14 protein-coding genes are annotated in these 16,330 nt (G+C 35.6%); 6 read left to right on the forward strand and 8 right to left on the reverse strand.

Annotated elements, in window-relative coordinates; translation table 11 throughout:
* The first annotated feature begins 112 nt into the window (after positions 1–112).
* From MKS83_RS01885 to apaG, 3 genes are all read left to right on the forward strand, one after another.
* Complete coding sequence (locus MKS83_RS01885) at positions 113–2,926, forward strand: 2-oxoglutarate dehydrogenase E1 component (RefSeq protein WP_100375451.1); 2,814 nt, start codon at positions 113–115, stop codon at positions 2,924–2,926.
* 38 nt (positions 2,927–2,964) lie between these two features.
* A complete protein-coding gene (odhB, locus tag MKS83_RS01890; RefSeq protein ID WP_240581740.1) occupies positions 2,965–4,227 on the forward strand; it encodes a 2-oxoglutarate dehydrogenase complex dihydrolipoyllysine-residue succinyltransferase in 1,263 nt (420 codons plus the stop codon).
* 81 nt (positions 4,228–4,308) lie between these two features.
* Positions 4,309–4,695 (forward strand): Co2+/Mg2+ efflux protein ApaG, encoded by a 387-nt coding sequence (apaG, locus tag MKS83_RS01895; RefSeq protein ID WP_100375453.1) that lies wholly within the window; start codon positions 4,309–4,311, stop codon positions 4,693–4,695.
* Positions 4,696–4,744: 49 nt separating this feature from the next.
* Here the strand turns inward: apaG and MKS83_RS01900 are convergent, their stop codons facing one another.
* Genes MKS83_RS01900 through MKS83_RS01915 form a run of 4 tightly spaced genes read right to left on the reverse strand, consistent with a single transcriptional unit; the run spans position 4,745 to position 7,677 of the window.
* The gene (locus MKS83_RS01900) at positions 4,745–5,299 is read right to left on the reverse strand and encodes a 3'-5' exonuclease (RefSeq protein ID WP_240581741.1); all 555 of its coding nucleotides are present in this window, start codon (positions 5,297–5,299) and stop codon (positions 4,745–4,747) included.
* 3 nt (positions 5,300–5,302) lie between these two features.
* Positions 5,303–5,815 (reverse strand): endonuclease V, encoded by a 513-nt coding sequence (locus tag MKS83_RS01905; RefSeq protein ID WP_240581742.1) that lies wholly within the window; start codon positions 5,813–5,815, stop codon positions 5,303–5,305.
* 3 nt (positions 5,816–5,818) lie between these two features.
* A complete protein-coding gene (locus MKS83_RS01910; RefSeq protein ID WP_240583222.1) occupies positions 5,819–6,787 on the reverse strand; it encodes a glycosyltransferase family 2 protein in 969 nt (322 codons plus the stop codon).
* Positions 6,788–6,792: 5 nt separating this feature from the next.
* Entirely contained in the window at positions 6,793–7,677 is an 885-nt protein-coding gene (locus MKS83_RS01915) for a lysophospholipid acyltransferase family protein (protein ID WP_240581743.1), read from the reverse strand.
* A 79-nt stretch (positions 7,678–7,756) separates the two neighbouring features.
* On the opposite strand from MKS83_RS01915, the gene MKS83_RS01920 reads away from it, so the two are divergent.
* Positions 7,757–8,341, forward strand: a complete 585-nt coding sequence (locus MKS83_RS01920) for a thioredoxin family protein (RefSeq protein WP_240581744.1) — start codon at positions 7,757–7,759, stop codon at positions 8,339–8,341.
* A gap of 33 nt (positions 8,342–8,374) precedes the next feature.
* Here MKS83_RS01920 and MKS83_RS01925 read toward each other — a convergent pair whose 3' ends face one another.
* The gene (locus MKS83_RS01925; RefSeq protein ID WP_240581745.1) at positions 8,375–9,736 is read right to left on the reverse strand and encodes an aldehyde dehydrogenase; all 1,362 of its coding nucleotides are present in this window, start codon (positions 9,734–9,736) and stop codon (positions 8,375–8,377) included.
* A gap of 159 nt (positions 9,737–9,895) precedes the next feature.
* Here MKS83_RS01925 and MKS83_RS01930 point away from each other — a divergent pair, with 159 nt between their 5' ends.
* Positions 9,896–11,581, forward strand: a complete 1,686-nt coding sequence (locus tag MKS83_RS01930; protein ID WP_240581746.1) for a hypothetical protein — start codon at positions 9,896–9,898, stop codon at positions 11,579–11,581.
* Between the two features lie 17 nt (positions 11,582–11,598).
* A complete protein-coding gene (locus MKS83_RS01935) occupies positions 11,599–12,108 on the forward strand; it encodes a hypothetical protein (RefSeq protein WP_240581747.1) in 510 nt (169 codons plus the stop codon).
* Positions 12,109–12,117: 9 nt separating this feature from the next.
* Here the strand turns inward: MKS83_RS01935 and MKS83_RS01940 are convergent, their stop codons facing one another.
* The 3 genes from MKS83_RS01940 to MKS83_RS01950 form a co-directional block, all read right to left on the reverse strand.
* Positions 12,118–13,680, reverse strand: a complete 1,563-nt coding sequence (locus tag MKS83_RS01940) for a hypothetical protein (protein ID WP_240581748.1) — start codon at positions 13,678–13,680, stop codon at positions 12,118–12,120.
* Between the two features lie 210 nt (positions 13,681–13,890).
* Positions 13,891–14,937, reverse strand: a complete 1,047-nt coding sequence (locus tag MKS83_RS01945; RefSeq protein ID WP_240581749.1) for an HlyD family secretion protein — start codon at positions 14,935–14,937, stop codon at positions 13,891–13,893.
* Between the two features lie 5 nt (positions 14,938–14,942).
* Complete coding sequence (locus MKS83_RS01950; RefSeq protein WP_240581750.1) at positions 14,943–16,280, reverse strand: TolC family protein; 1,338 nt, start codon at positions 16,278–16,280, stop codon at positions 14,943–14,945.
* Positions 16,281–16,330 lie beyond the last annotated feature (50 nt).

Consider the following 16,330-nt stretch of genomic DNA (forward strand, 5'->3'; position numbering starts at 1 on the left):
TTATCATTTTTATAGTTATTTTTAATAAGTTAGCACTGTTTCACATCGGTTTTTTTATTAAATTTGAAGATTAATTCTACAAATAAATTTTAATAATAGATAAACTGTAATAATGGACAGATTTTCATTCCTAAACGCAGCTCATTCTCAGTTAATTGAGGATTTATACCAACAATATTTAAAATTCCCGGACTCTTTAGAACCATCATGGAAAGCCTTCTTTCAAGGTTTCGATTTTGCCTTGGAGAACTATGGTGATGACGAAAGTATTCAATACATTCAGACTTCAGCTCCATCTGCCCCTGCAGTGCAGCAAATTTCTCAGGCAGCAGCTAACGGAGAAGTTCCTGAGCATATCAAAAAAGAATTTAAGGTAGTAAACCTTATTGAAGCATACAGAACAAGAGGACATTTGTTTACCAAAACAAACCCTGTAAGAGAAAGAAGACACTATACTCCGACTTTAGACATCGAAAACTTCGGTCTTGATAAGTCAGATTTAAATACAAAATTCAACTGTGCTGTTGAAACGGGAATGAAAGGTCCTGCAACTTTACAGGAACTGATTAGACACTTAGAAAACATTTATTGTGATTCTATCGGTGTGGAATATATGCACATCAACAACGTTGAGGAAAAAGATTTCATCAAGCAATGGCTTCAGGTAAATGAAAACCATCCAAATCTTTCAGCGAATGAAAAAACTGAGATTTTACTAAAATTAAATCAGGCAGTAGCGTTTGAAAATTATCTTCATACAAAATTTGTTGGCCAGAAAAGATTCTCATTAGAAGGAGGGGAGACTCTAATCCCTGCGTTGGATCAGTTGATCTCAAGATCTTCTCAATTGGGAGTTGATGAAGTTGTTTTAGGAATGGCTCACAGAGGTAGATTGAATGTATTGACCAATATATTCGGTAAATCGTACAAGCAGATCTTCTCAGAATTTGAAGGAAAAGAATTTGAAGAAGATGTATTCTCAGGCGATGTTAAATATCACTTAGGATCATCCAAAAAGATCAAAACAGCTTCCGGAGAAGAAGTTGCTATTAATCTGACTCCGAACCCATCTCACCTTGAAACGGTTGCGGCTCTTGTAGAAGGAATCTGCCGTGCAAAAGTAGACGATAAATATAAAGATTATTCTAAAGTTTTACCAATCATCATCCACGGTGACGGGGCGATTGCCGGACAAGGTATTGCTTACGAAGTGGCTCAGATGATGACTTTGGACGGATACAAAACAGGAGGAACAGTTCATATTGTTGTAAATAACCAGGTTTCGTTTACGACTAACTATATGGATGCAAGGTCTTCAACATACTGTACAGATATTGCAAAGGTTACAGAATCTCCTGTAATGCACGTAAATGCTGATGATGCAGAAGCTGTAGTTCACGCGATCCATTTTGCTGCTGATTTCAGAGCGAAGTTTGGTAAAGATGTTTATATCGATTTATTAGGGTACAGAAAATATGGTCATAACGAAGGAGATGAGCCAAGATTTACACAGCCTAATTTATATAAAACAATTTCTAAACACCCGAATCCAAGAGAGATCTATAAAGATCAGTTGTTAAAGGACAGTGTTGTTTCAAATGATCTTATTGCTAAAATGGAAGCTGATTTTAAAGAGCTTTTAGATAAGGACTTTGATGCTTCAAAAGAAATTGAGAAAAACGTAATGGACGTTTTCATGGCAGAAGACTGGACAAACTATCCAATTGGTAAGAGAGGAGCAGTTCAGGAAGCTGTAGATACAAAATACGACTTAGAGAAGCTAAAAGAATTGGCAATTAAAATGTCAACACTTCCGGCTGATAAAAAGTTCTTAAATAAAATTACAAGGCTTTTCGAAAACAGACTGAAAGCTATTGAAGGAAATTCATTAGACTGGGCTCTAGGAGAGTGGCTGGCTTATGCTACACTTCTTGTGGAAGGTCACAATGTAAGAATTTCCGGAGAAGATGTGGAAAGAGGTACCTTCTCTCACAGACACGCAGTTGTAAAAACTGAAGATACTGAAGAAGAATATATCCCGTTAAGACATGTTTCTGAAAGCAGGTTTGATGTATTCAATTCTCACCTTTCAGAATACGGAGTTTTAGGTTTTGATTACGGATATGCAATGGCTTCTCCCAATACTTTGACAATTTGGGAAGCTCAGTTTGGAGATTTCGTAAATGGAGCTCAAATCATCGTTGATCAATACTTAGCTGCTGCGGAAGAGAAATGGAAAATTCAGGACGGTTTAGTAATGCTATTGCCTCACGGTTCAGAAGGACAGGGAGCAGAACACTCTTCAGCGAGACTGGAAAGATTCTTAACACTTTGTGCTAACGAAAATATGGTTGTGGCGAATATCACTTCTCCTGCCAACTATTTCCACTTATTGAGAAGACAGTTGAAATGGTCATTCAGAAAGCCATTGATCGTTATGAGTCCAAAATCATTGTTGAGACATCCAAGAGTGGTTTCTCCGCTTGAAGATTTCTCAAACAAAGGATTCCAGCCTATCTTAGACGATCCGACCGCAGATCCTAAAAAAGTGGAAAAATTAGTGCTATGTTCAGGTAAATTATACTTCGAATTATTAGCTAAAAAAGAAGAGCTGAATGCTGAAAATATCGCATTGGTAAGATTCGAACAATTGTATCCGCTTCAGACAGATGCTATTGAAGCGATCTTCGAAAAATATTCAAACAGGAAAGAAATTGTTTGGGCTCAGGAAGAACCGGAAAATATGGGCGCTTGGTCTTATATCTTAAGAAACTTCAGAGATACAGGAATCCAGGTGGTTGCTCCAGTTCCAAGCGGTGCTCCGGCTCCAGGAAGCCACAAAATGTTTGAGAAAAATCAAAATGCAGTGATCAACAGAGTATTCGATAGAAATGATGCTCCTGTAAAAAGACCTGTAACCGCTTAATTATAAATAATAATCAATAAAAAAATAAAAAATACGATATGTCAGTTTTAGAAATGAAAGTTCCTTCACCGGGCGAATCAATTACAGAAGTTGAAATTGCAACTTGGCTTGTGAAAGATGGTGATTATGTAGAAAAAGATCAACCAATCGCTGAAGTAGATTCAGATAAAGCGACTCTTGAATTGCCTGCTGAACAAAGTGGTGTTATCACTTTGAAAGCTGAAGAAGGTGATGTGGTACAGGTAGGACAAGTGGTTTGTTTAATAGATATGGATGCTGCAAAACCTGCGGGTAGCGCTGCTCCCGCTGCAGAAGTTCCAAAACAAGAGGAGGCTCCTAAAGCAGCTGAACCTGCTAAACAAGAAGCTCCAAAACCTGCTGCTCAACCGGTAGCTGCTGCAACGCAAACGTATGCAACAGGTACTCCTTCTCCTGCAGCTAAGAAAATTCTTGACGAAAAAGGTATTGATGCTTCTCAGGTTTCAGGTTCCGGAAGAGACGGAAGAATCTCTAAATCTGATGCTGAATTGGCTGCTGTTCCTGCATTCGGAGGAAACCCGGTTACGGCTACAGGATCAAGATCTACTACAACAACTAAACTTTCAGTTCTTAGAAGAAAAATCGCTCAGAGATTAGTTTCTGTAAAGAACGAAACAGCGATGTTAACTACTTTCAACGAAGTTGACATGTCTGAGATCTTTAGACTAAGAAAACAATATAAAGAAGAGTTTGCTCAAAGACACGGAGTAGGACTTGGTTTCATGTCTTTCTTCACAAAAGCGGTTACCAGAGCATTACAGATGTATCCTGATGTAAATGCATCTATTGACGGAGACTTCAAAGTAAATTACGATTTCTGCGATATTTCAATTGCTGTTTCAGGCCCTAAAGGATTAATGGTTCCTGTATTGAGAAACGCTGAGAATATGTCTTTTGCAAGCGTTGAAGCAAACATCAAAGATTTGGCTATCAAAGTAAGAGACGGAAAAATCACTGTTGATGAAATGACTGGTGGTACTTTCACCATTACAAACGGAGGTACTTTCGGATCTATGATGTCTACGCCGATTATTAACCCTCCTCAATCTGCTATCTTAGGTATGCATAACATCATCCAGAGACCAGTAGCGGTTGATGGACAGGTTGTTATTCGTCCAATGATGTATGTTGCCATGTCTTATGACCACAGAATTATCGATGGTAAAGAGTCTGTAGGATTCCTTGTTGCGGTAAAAGAAGGTATTGACAATCCTGTAGAAATTTTATTAGGCGGAGACGAAAGAAAAGGTCTTGGATTATAATTTACTGCATTATAAAAATATTTTACGATCTCGTCTTGAAAAAGGCGAGATTTTTGTATCTAATAAATAAAATGAAAAAAAATGTTTTCTAAAATCACATCTAATATCAGAGTTTCAGTAGTTCCTGAATATGATAGTAAGAACAGTTATCCCTCAGAAAACCGCTACGTTTTCAAATATAACATTGTGATTGAAAATAAGGGAGATTTTCCTATTAAGATTCTTAAAAGAAAATGGTTGATTTTCGATGTTGGTTTCGGCTATACAGAGATTGTAGGGGATGGAGTGATCGGCTTAACTCCGGTAATAGAACTTAACGAAAACTTTGCTTATTTTTCGAATGTAATGCTTCGTTCCGGAGTAGGTAATATGAGTGGAAAATACCTGGTAAGAAATGAACAGACCAAAGAAAATTTTGAAATTGATATTCCGAAATTCAACCTTTTGTCTGAAGTCTTGAGCAATTAATATGAAATTATTGTTCAACTTCGATGCAAATTTGTGTAAGCACTAAAAATCAAAGTTTTTTGATCTTAGCTTTCATGTATTCCGAAATTTCTTCATTACTGGTGAGAAACAGTTTTTCAAAAGCTAATAAAGATATTTTTGCACAAACCTCTGCATCGTCTCCTGCTCTGTGATGGTTGAATTTGATTTGATGGTATTCCGCCAAATGCTTTAAACCATATCTGGGAAGATAATTCCATGATTTTTTTGCCAACTGAATACTACACAGATAGTTTAATTTCGGAGTAAACATTCCGTAATAATCCAGGCAGCTCCGCAAAACATTTGCATCAAAACTCGCATTATGGGCAATCATTAATGTTCCGTACATCATTTCCTCCACTTCATACCAAATATCTTCAAAAGTTGGAGCATCTTTCACATCGTCGGGTAAAATCCCGTGTACATCAATATTTCTTTGACTGAAATAGGGGAAGCTCGGAGGTTTGATCAACCATGTTTTCGTTTCTACGATTTTTGAATCCTGCACTACGCAAATTCCCAACTCACAAGCGGAGTGTCGGTCAAAAGTAGCGGTTTCAAAATCTATTGCGCAGAAATCCATCGTTTAAAATTGTCTTGTTAAAGTATCTACTTTTTTTAATAGAGTGGGGATTCTATGTTCTCCATGCATCTTTTTAATGAAGTCGTAAGCTGTTTCCATCTCAATTCCCACACTTGAAATATAGAGAGGTGTTTCACTGCTTCCTCTTTTTAATGCTAATTTATAGCTTTCCACAGTGGCAAAGTTTGTTTTTGCTACACCAATTATGGGGATTTCACCATCTAAAGCATCATATAAGTGTTTCCCTAAACCGGGTTTCATATGATCATCAACATACACAAAACCGTCAATAACAATGCAGGAAATATCTTTGATCTGAATTTTAACTTTCTCTAAAAGGCTTAAAATACAAGGGAGTTCTCTTCTGTAAAACTGTCCCGGAATATATTCTTCAACACCTTCTTTTATTTCGGAAAATTCGTAATCAGGAACCGCACTTTCCCAGTTTTCAAAAGCCAGACAAATGGTATTGGCTTTATCATGATCAAAATAATAAGTATCGAAAACTAAATTCATTCCTTATAAAAAGTGTTTAAAGATCAACCATTTTGATTGATAAAAATTGCTCTTTTGATGCTTTTGTCTGCGTTTCCAGGTTCCGGATGCCTGAGCATAAAACCCAAAATGTGCTCTTACAACAGCCCAAAGATGAGGAAAGCCTTGTTTTAAACCAAAATAAATTCCGGCAACTCCATCCAAACACAATCTGAAAAAGATTAATCCGATTAGTTTAGGAAAAGGCAGATTTTTAAGCATCATAGAAAGGTTATTTCTAATGTTTAAATATGTTTTCTGAGCACTTTGTTTGTTTAAAGTTCCGCCTCCAACGTGATACACTTTAGATTTTCCGGTATAAAAAATCTTTCTTCCGGAGTTAATTAATCTCCAGCAAAGATCAATTTCTTCCTGATGGGCAAAAAATCTTTCATCAAAACCATTCTGATTCCAGAAATCTTTTGAACGAATAAAAAGAGCACATCCTGAAGCCCAGAATATTTCCGTTTCATCGTTATATTGACCTTTATCTTCTTCTACCTCATCAAACACTCTTCCTCTGCAGTAAGGATAGCCTAAATTATCAATTAGACCACCTGCAGCTCCGGCAAATTCAAACTTATTTTTGTCGTTATAAGAGAGAATTTTAGGCTGTATAGCGGCAATATCAGGGTTGTTTTCAAAGAGATTTAAAACAGGTTCGATCCAGTTTTCAGTTACTTCTACGTCAGAATTCAATAAACAATAATATTCTGCATCGATTTGTCTTAAACCTTCATTGTATCCACCTGCAAAACCGGAGTTTTTAGAATTTATTACAATTTTTACGGATGGAAAATTGAGCTGTAGAAATTTTACAGAATCATCTGTTGATGCATTATCAATAACATAAATATCAGCACCATCAGAAAACCGAACTACGCTTGGAAGAAATTTTTCCAGCCAGTTTTTTCCGTTCCAGTTTAAGATGGCAACCGCAAGTTTAGATTTCATCATTTTTATATTTTTTCGGCATCAAATGTTTTGATGGAATCCTGGTATTTCCATTTTCTGTGGGACCAAAGATAATTATCTGGATGTTTGTGAATGGTATTTTCTAATAATTTATGAAACTTTTTGACCACTTCATTATTGACAAACTTTTCTCCATCCGGATAGATCCGGTGATAATTTACCTGATAAAAGCCTCTTTTCACCTTTTTCATCTCACAGTAAATGAATACCAGATCCATTCTTGTTGCCAGTTTATCATATCCAATAAAGGCAGGAGTTCTTTGGTTAAGGAATTCAAGACCGTAATTGACATGAGCAACATGCGGAGTTTGATCGGCCACAAACATATAAGCAGAATCGCCATCGTTTTTATTCCTGAAAATATTCATGATGACTTCATTGGCTTCTAAAGCTTCATTGCCAAATTTGTTTCTTACCTTCTTCATCTGGTCTTCCCAGAAATTGCTGTTTACTTTTCTGTAAACGGGATGACAGTGTTTTTGAGGAATTACTTTTGCTAATGCATTGATCCATTCCCAGTTAAAGACATGACCGGCAAGTAAAATGATATTTTTACCTTCTGCTTTAGCTTCATGAAATAAATGCTGGTTGATATGCTGCATCCTAACTCTGGATTCTGTTTCGCTGATGCTGAAAGATTTTACAGTTTCCACCAGGTAATCAGAAAAGTTGAGATAGAATTTCTTTAAAATAACCTGAATTTCCTCATCTGTTTTATCAGGGAAAGAATTTTTAATGTTTTGTAAGATGACTTTCTTTCTGTAGCCTACAATATAGTAGTTTAAAAAGAAAATGATATCCGAAAAAATATACAATATCTTAAGCGGGATCTTTGAAATTAAATAAAGTATTTTGATTAAAAAATTCATAAGGTATGCAAATTTAAGGATAATAAAAATATGGTTTCATTTTTGCAGGTAATAAGTATTATTTTTTTATTTTTATAGTATGAAAAAAGTGTCGTTAATAGCTTTTGTAGCCCTGAGTAGTATCATTTGGGCTCAGAATACGGAACCCAAAGAGACTCCTGGAGTAAGATATTCGGGAGACAAAGCTTTGTTGGTGAAAAATGATGCTGCAGAATTGGAAGCGAAGAAGAAAGCTGCGGCAGAAGAAAAGGCAAGACTTCCTAAACCTTATGATCCAAAAGCTGATGCACAGGCAGATATTAATAAGCTGATCGCAAAAGCAAAAAAAGAGGGAAAAAACATCATGATTCAGGCAGGAGGGAACTGGTGTATCTGGTGTTTAAGATTTAACCAATATGTACAGACTACTCCGGAATTAAGAAATATCGTGGACAAAAACTATATCTATTACCATTTGAATTATTCTCCGGAGAATAAGAATGAGAAGATATTTGCACAGTATGGCAATCCGGGTGATAAGTTTGGTTATCCTGTCTTTATTGTATTGGGTAAAAATGGAAAAATGATTCACATACAGCCAAGTGATGTTCTGGAAGAAGGAAAAGGATACAGCCTTGAAAAAGTAAAAGAGTTCTTTAATCAATGGGCTCCAAAGAAATCATAAAACTTAAACCGGGAAAATTTCCCGGTTTTTATTTTACATAAATCTTCTGATCCAGCTGAATTTTTTATCCGAATATGGAGGATATTTAATATTGGGTTCTCCCCAGGTAACCTTTTCCAGCACTGCTTTTTGATGAGAAAAAGTTTCAAAACCGAATTTTCCGTGATAACTTCCAATTCCTGAGTTTCCGACTCCTCCAAAGGGAAGGTTCTCATTTCCCAAATGCATGATCACATCATTGATGCAACCTCCGCCAAAAGAAATCTTTTTAATAAATGCTTCTTTTTCTTCATTATTACTGGTAAATAAATAGGCAGCAAGTGGTTTTTCGTGGTTTAAAATATCATTTAAAATTAAATTAAAATCAGTAAAAGAAATTACAGGTAAAATAGGTCCGAAAATTTCTTCCTGCATAATCTGATCATTCCAGTCAATATTATGTAATATGGTAGGCTCTATATATAATTGCTCTTTATTATAACTTCCGCCGGTATAAATTCTATCGTTGTCGATTAAGAGAATCAGTCGTTCAAAATTCTTTTGGTTAATGATCTTTGTGTAATGACTGAAATTGGGGTGATATCTAAATTCCTGAATATATTTTTTCAATAAAGCTAAAAATTCTTCCTGAACAGTCTTTTCAACACATAAATAATCCGGGGCAACACAGGTTTGTCCTGCATTTAAAAATTTACCCCAGACTATTCTTTTGGCCGCAATTTCAAGATTAGCATCTTTAGAAATTATTGTAGGTGACTTTCCGCCTAATTCTAAAGTAACGGGAGTTAGATTTTCTGCGGCGGCTTTGTAAACAATTTGCCCTACTTTTGTACTTCCTGTGAAAAAGATTTTATCGAATTTGAGCTTCAAAAGTTGCGTTGTTTCATCAATCCCACCTTCATAAACATACAGATATTCGGAAGGGAAATTTTCATTGATGATTTTCGACATGATCTTCATGGTGTTTTCAGCAATCTCGCTGGGCTTCAAAATACAACAATTTCCTGCTGCCAAAGCTGCAATTATTGGAGATAGGGATAATTGATATGGATAATTCCAAGCACCTATCACCAAAACGTTTCCCAGTGGTTCGGGATGAATTCTGCTTTTCCCAATTTGATTAACAAGATTGGTTTTGACTTTTCGGGGTTTGGAAAGTGATTTTAAATCTTTGAGGTAATAATTTATGTCATTTATTATAAAAGAAATTTCTGTGGTGAAAGTATCGAACTTAGATTTACCAAAATCTTTATCAATAGCTTCATATAAAAGATCTTCGTTTTCAAGGATTAAATTTTTTAATCTTTCCAGGTAATGTTTACGAAACTTAATACTTTTCGTTTGGTGTGTTCTGAAGAAATCTTTCTGTTTTTGAACAATTTTTTGAATTTCCATAAAGTAAGTTACTAATTATCTTTAACTCTAATATCTTGTCAAAATAATACTGATAAAGTTAAGGATATTTGAATGTATTGTTAATATAATAAAAATATTGCTTTTTCATTGTTTTATGATGAATAAATCGTATATTTATATATCCCCAAATTACTAAAAATGAGAAAAATTATACTTTTAACTTTCATTTTTATCAGTTACATCTTACAGGCTCAATGCACAGGCTGTACTGTCACCAACCCAACCGACCCGAACTATCATTTTCCAGATAATACAACGGTTTGCTTTTCTTCTAATATGACCTTTAATAATCCAACATTTGGGTCTAACGTAAAGGTGTGTATTGCTTCTGGAGTAACAGTGACATTTCAGAATAATATTTCAGGAGTCAATAATGCGATGACCTATTTTGATGTCCACGGAACACTTCTTTTTAGTCAGGCTATTACCGCTGTTGCAGATCTTAATGTTCATGTTTTCAGTACGGGGAATGTATCCATGAGTTCAGGAAACGGAAACTTTACCATGAACGGAGTACAGAATATTATCATTAATGAAGGAACCATAGAAATGGGAGTTTTACAATTTGGAGACAACACTACCAATACAGTTGATAATTACGGAACCCTTACGATTAATGGTAATATGAATATGAGCAATTCTGCAGTTACACATTTTAGAAATGAAGTTGGAGGTATTATTTCTTTAACAGGAAATTACAGCAATAATGAGAACAGTGTTTATATTAACTGCGGAACTATTAATTCCAATAGTGGTTTTAATATCAATGGAGGATCTATTTTTAATACGGGTACTTTTACTTCTGGTGGAGACATTAATATGTCTGGAAATTCCAGTATGATTTATAACTTCGGGCTTTTTAGTTCAAGCGGAAGCATGAATAACGCGCCTTCAGATGCTGTTATTTACAATGAAGGAAAGATGGTAATTAATCAATATCAGGGAGGAAATGCCACTATTCAGGGACCTTCATCATCTGCTAAAAAAGGATATATAGAAGTTTTTAATCCTATCCAAGTAAATAATGCGGCGCTGGGACCGAACCTTGATTTCAAAAGATCCAGTGGAGTTTCCGATCCAAGTACGGTTTTTATGAACAGTAATCCTACTTATCTTGCCAATGTCACTTTTGATTGTGCATCTACCAATAACTGTAGTGCCCCGTTGGTTCTGAATCCCGGATTTTGCCCTGCAATTAATGGTGATTTGCCTCCAATGGCAGTAGATGATTCTTATACCATTAATGCCGGAAGTACATCTATCGGAACTGTTCTGGATAATGATTTTGAAACGTATAACGGGCCGCAGGCAACCATTATAAATGTTATTATATCTCAAATTTCAACATCAAACCCGAATGTTACATTAAACACAACTGATGGTCACATTACAGTTGCTCCTGGGACACCGGCAGGAACATATACTTTGGTGTATCAGATTTGTCAACAGGCAGATCCTGCTAATTGTGATACAGCAGTCGATACTGTAATCGTTCCCGGAGGGGGAATTACACCTTGCTACAAGCCTGCTGTAAACTCAGGAACAGTACTTCCTTCCAATCTGGGAATTACAGGTTTGGGAAGGGCTAATTCAGGAGATATAAACTGGCCAGGAGTGAGAAAGGGAGCATGGATGGTATTGGAATCCAAAACTAAAGGTTTTGTTTTAAACCGGCTTACAGATGCTCAGGTTGCAGCCATTCCTGCAGCAGATCTGAAAGAAGGAATGATCGTTTACAATACTACCCAAAATTGTCTTCAAGTGAATATTGACGGAACTTCTACAGGGTGGAGATGTTTCAATAATCAAACATGTCCGGATTAATTAAAAATTAAGTGAAAATGAAAAAAACGGTTTTAATAATAGGATTAATATCTTCTGTTTCGCTTTATTCACAAGTTGCGATTGGAAAAGCTGTGGCCGAATCAGCATCTTCTTCGATAGAATTCGGTAACGCCAATCGTGGAATAGTTTTGCCTTGGGTTACTGATGCAGCCAGTATGCAAAATGTTGTGAACGGAACTTTAGCTTTTGATCTTACAGATAAAAAAGTAAAATCTTATCAGAATAATACCTGGATTGATCTGTCTATTGATGGGACGGGAGTTGCGGATTCAACATTACAGGATGCTTTGAATGAAAATCCGGCCGCAAAGGTGGCTATCGGAACACCAACAGCAACTTCAGGAATTTTGGTATTGGAAGACAATAACAAAGCGATGATTTTACCTAAAGTTGCCAGTCCGCATCTCAATATTATTTCTCCTGCAGCCGGAATGATGGTTTATGATACGGTGAAAAAACAACTTGCTGTTTTCAATGGTTCGGTGTGGACGTTCTGGGGCGAATAAATTTTAAAGCTACATAATATTTCTTACAGCAATTTTCACCGGATGGTACAACAGCACAATAAATGCTGTAGCCAATGCGAGCCAGAATAACCCCGTAAATATTTCCATATTGGAAAGTAAAATAGCCTGAGCGTTAATTTTTGCTTTAAAAACTCCAGCAGTTACGGATAAAGATTGATTTACAGGAAGTTTAGATATATTGACTCCGAACAGCTGGTTCCATTGAGAATAGAAAATAGGATTGATATCTGTTAATTGAGAACTTAAAGCATCAGAATGTTTTAATGTTAGAAAAAGCATTAAATTTTGCATTAAGGCATATCCTATGGCTGTTGTCCAGAAACGTGTTGCAGTTCCTACTGCTGTTGCATTGGAAACATATTGTTCAGGCATTCCTGCAATTAAAAAAAATACGAGCGGGGTAAAAAGTAAACCTTGCCCAACTCCCTGAAGAAATAAAGGTGGACAAATCGTCTGAAGAGTTGTATCGGGATAAAATGTGTAAGTAAACCAAGCCGAATCAATGGCCAGAATCAGAAACCCGGTAAAGAAAACTAATCTTGAAGAAGCTCCTCTTGTAATACATAGCGCAGAAATAATGACGCCCAAAAGGCTTCCTGCAACATTCCAGTACTGAATTTTTACAATATAATCCCAAGGCCATTTCCAAACTGTTGCCATTACACTGTATACATTATTAATAGAAGTTCTCAGAATGTAAAAAATAAAAAAAAGGATAACTCCGACAATTACATTTTTAGAGCTGAAAACTTCAAAATGGAAAAAAGGGCGCGGTTGGTTTCTCTGTTTTAGCATAAACAATCCGCCGAATAATAAGAAAATTAAAAAACAAAAAATAATAAGATCCGATTCGAACCACATCAATCTTTTTCCATAAATTAATGCATATCCACCAGCCTGAAGACAAACCCAAAGCAAAAACCAGCTGGTAATATCCAATTGGTATAACGGCTTCTTTGGGAAGAATCTGTTTTTATTGAAAATGGCAAAGGCAATGATTAGTACAAAGACATGAAAATAAACCATCATTAAAATCATATGCTTGAAATCATAATCCTCAATACTTGATTTTAAAAGAGAAGTCGTAAGTGTTCCTCCCGTAAGAATAATGGTATACATGAAGAGATAGGCAATTTCTTTAGCATGTTTTGTCTTGAGTTCAGCTATAATTAAAGGTAAGAAAATAGCACCTTCCATGACTCCGAAAATTCCTTCCAGAAAGCGGATAACTAAAATAATATGATAATCATTGGTGACTGAAAGCCCGTAGAGAATAAGTATTGAAACGGAAGACATCAGCAATGTATAATATTTCACACTGAAGTAAGCCATAAACCGCTGTATAACTAAAAGGGTAACCACAAATGTCCCATACATCAAAATCATTAAGTATTGGATATCGTCTGAATCGACATCCATAAAAGAAGATGTGAAGGCACTATTGGAATGCAAAAGTGACAACAACATCAGGTGGGGAAACAGCGCCAGAATAAGAAGCGGCAGTTTCAACCATTGTGGTACCCATTTATGATAAATTGTATTATGTTGCATGATTTTCTTGGTGAAAAGCTAAGAAAGAGAGAATATGTCTAAAAATGCGAAAGGACAAAGGAACAGCATGTAAAAGTAAAGGTAAGATGGCAATATTACACTCTGCCTTTTCGCTAAAGTTTTAAATTTGAGAATGAGGAAATTGAAAAAATTAAAATCTAATATACATGCCCTTCTACATCAATTCTCAATTCCTCGGCTTCTCAAATCTTATATCTTTTTGGCACTTACCAGAACATTCATTCCGGAAAGTAATTTTTCATTGTGTTGATTATTATTAAGAATGATTTTTACGGGAAATCTTTGTTCTATTTTCACAAAGTTTCCTGTTGCATTGTCTGGTTTTACTAAAGAAAACTGCGAACCGGAAGCGGGGGAAACGGAAACAATTTTTCCTTTGAATTCTATATCAGGATAAGCATCTGCAGTAATGATCACTTCTTTATTCTGATCGATTTGCCCTAACTGTGTTTCTTTATAATTGGCAATAATCCATTTTTCTTTACTTACGATCTGAACCAAAGCCTGACCTTCTTTAATCAGCTGACCTTCCTGAATGGTTTTCTTTCCCACCCAACCGTCATAAGGAGCCGTAACAACTGTATAAGAAAGGAAGAGTTTAGCGTTATTCAGACTGGCAGAACTTTGCTGGATCTGACTTTTTACAGGAGCAACTTTCGTTTCCTGCTCATTCACGCTTGCTCTCACTGCATTTTTCTGTTGTTCCAAAGTTAAAAGATTAGCTTTTGCCTGCTCATAGGATGCCTTTACATTTTCAAACTGCTGCTCGGTTGCGGCATCTTCCGAAACTAAATTTTTATATCTTTTAAAATCCTGTTCGGTTCTCCATATATCAATTCTTGCAGAAGCAATTTTCGCATCGATGATTTTAGTGTCACTAGCTTTGGTGTTTACGCCACTTTCAATCGTGTTGATATTCTCTGAATTGGCATTAAGACTGGCTTCGGCCATTTTTACCTGATTGATAAACTCTCGATTATCGATCACAATTAAAGTATCTCCTTTATGGACAAACTGATTTTCGTTAAACTTAATGGTTTTAATGAAACCTGAAACTTTACTGGAAACAGGAGTAATATATTGTTCGATTTGTGCATCGTTGGTGGTAACATTTTTTCTGGAAAAAAGATAGAAACTTATCATTCCTGTAATCCCACTTACAATGAGGATCCAAGCAAGTAAAGTAATTGTTTTGTTGATTCTTTTTTCCTTTTGTGTTAATTCTTTCTTTGCCATAGCTTTTATAGGTTTCCAATCGTATATTGGAGTTGGTAATATTTAAGTTGTCGGTTAATTTTTACGGAAATAAGATTTGATTGGGCTTCCAGATACGCGTTATCAGCGTCAATTAATTCTGTGATCAGGCTTAGCTTATTGGCATATTTCGTTCTTACTATTCTGTAGTTCTCTTTTGCCTGGGTAATTGCTTCTTCAGCAATCTTTACCTTTTGATCCGTTTCTTCGAATTTTTTATAAGCTTCATAAACATTATGTCTGATATTTTCTTCATTCTCTTCAATCTGCAGTTTTGCCAGATGAATGTTTTGTTTAGCTTCCTGCATTTTGTATTTGTTCTTATACAAGCTTTCAATAGGGTAGGTGAGATTCACTCCGATCATTCCTAAACGATACGCATAAGGTTCGGGAGGAAAAAACATCATGTTTGGATATTTCATAAAATATTCTCCGCCTACCGTAATTTTTGGTAGATAATTCGCTTTTGTGATCTTTTGATCCAATTCTTTAAGCGAAAGGTTTTTGTTAGCCACTTCAACAGACTCAATTTTATGTAAAGCTATTTCTGTTAGTTCATCTACATAAGGAATTTCTGCATTTTCAGAGATCAGATCTTCCGTGTTTACATGCATTTCCTGGCTTTCAGGAAGAGAAAGAATTGTTTTCAGTTTGTGTTCTGCAATCTGAATATCATTATCAAGCTCTGTCCAGCTCATTTTATGATTAGAAAGCTGTAAAGAGGTTCTTAAGACTTCATTTACGGTTACAACCCCATTTGCTTTCAATGCTTTTACCTGCTTAATGTTTACAGAATCTTCTTTCATTTTATCATTAATCAAGTTTTGCTGCTCTTTTAAATGATGGATTTGAAGAAAAGCTGTGATGATTTCCATCGTCAGTTGTCTTTCATCCAGATGGGTCTTTAACGAAGAAATTTGGGTGTCTATAGCTGCTTTCTTTTCAGTATATTTAATTTTCCCACCCATATAAACCGGAATTGAAGCCGAAAGGGTAAAATCATACATTCCATTGATGACATCATATTTTGTGGCTTTTCCGAATATACCATTTTCATGCTGAAAAAGATTGGTAACCTGGTTGTAGCTTGTATGGAATTCAATATCCGGAAGTTTTTCCATTGTAAGGTCTTTTTCTTTCGTTTTGGACATTTCATTTTTTAGATGACTGATTTGAATATTTTTGTTATTCTTTAGCCCAATCTCAACAGCCTGCTGCAAACTGAGACGCTGATAATCGATCATTTGTGAATATAAAAGATTGCTTATCAATAATAAGCACAACGCTATACAGTGATATCTGCGTGCGCCAAATATCATTTTCATAATTTAATTAAAGGTTTTTTGCTAAATTGATTTTGATATTGCAAAGTTAC

The organism is Chryseobacterium sp. Y16C (assembly GCF_022488405.1).
Lineage (GTDB): Bacteria > Bacteroidota > Bacteroidia > Flavobacteriales > Weeksellaceae > Chryseobacterium > Chryseobacterium geocarposphaerae.

Bases quoted from the DNA above. Each gene is read 5' to 3' on its own strand.
- MKS83_RS01885 (WP_100375451.1), top strand. From the start codon at position 113: ATGGACAGATTTTCATTCCTAAACGCAGCTCATTCTCAGTTAATTGAG.
- odhB (WP_240581740.1), top strand. From the start codon at position 2,965: ATGTCAGTTTTAGAAATGAAAGTTCCTTCACCGGGCGAATCAATTACA.
- apaG (WP_100375453.1), top strand. From the start codon at position 4,309: ATGTTTTCTAAAATCACATCTAATATCAGAGTTTCAGTAGTTCCTGAA.
- MKS83_RS01900 (WP_240581741.1), bottom strand. From the start codon at position 5,299: ATGGATTTCTGCGCAATAGATTTTGAAACCGCTACTTTTGACCGACAC.
- MKS83_RS01905 (WP_240581742.1), bottom strand. From the start codon at position 5,815: ATGAATTTAGTTTTCGATACTTATTATTTTGATCATGATAAAGCCAAT.
- MKS83_RS01910 (WP_240583222.1), bottom strand. From the start codon at position 6,787: ATGAAATCTAAACTTGCGGTTGCCATCTTAAACTGGAACGGAAAAAAC.
- MKS83_RS01915 (WP_240581743.1), bottom strand. From the start codon at position 7,677: ATGAATTTTTTAATCAAAATACTTTATTTAATTTCAAAGATCCCGCTT.
- MKS83_RS01920 (WP_240581744.1), top strand. From the start codon at position 7,757: ATGAAAAAAGTGTCGTTAATAGCTTTTGTAGCCCTGAGTAGTATCATT.
- MKS83_RS01925 (WP_240581745.1), bottom strand. From the start codon at position 9,736: ATGGAAATTCAAAAAATTGTTCAAAAACAGAAAGATTTCTTCAGAACA.
- MKS83_RS01930 (WP_240581746.1), top strand. From the start codon at position 9,896: ATGAGAAAAATTATACTTTTAACTTTCATTTTTATCAGTTACATCTTA.
- MKS83_RS01935 (WP_240581747.1), top strand. From the start codon at position 11,599: ATGAAAAAAACGGTTTTAATAATAGGATTAATATCTTCTGTTTCGCTT.
- MKS83_RS01940 (WP_240581748.1), bottom strand. From the start codon at position 13,680: ATGCAACATAATACAATTTATCATAAATGGGTACCACAATGGTTGAAA.
- MKS83_RS01945 (WP_240581749.1), bottom strand. From the start codon at position 14,937: ATGGCAAAGAAAGAATTAACACAAAAGGAAAAAAGAATCAACAAAACA.
- MKS83_RS01950 (WP_240581750.1), bottom strand. From the start codon at position 16,280: ATGAAAATGATATTTGGCGCACGCAGATATCACTGTATAGCGTTGTGC.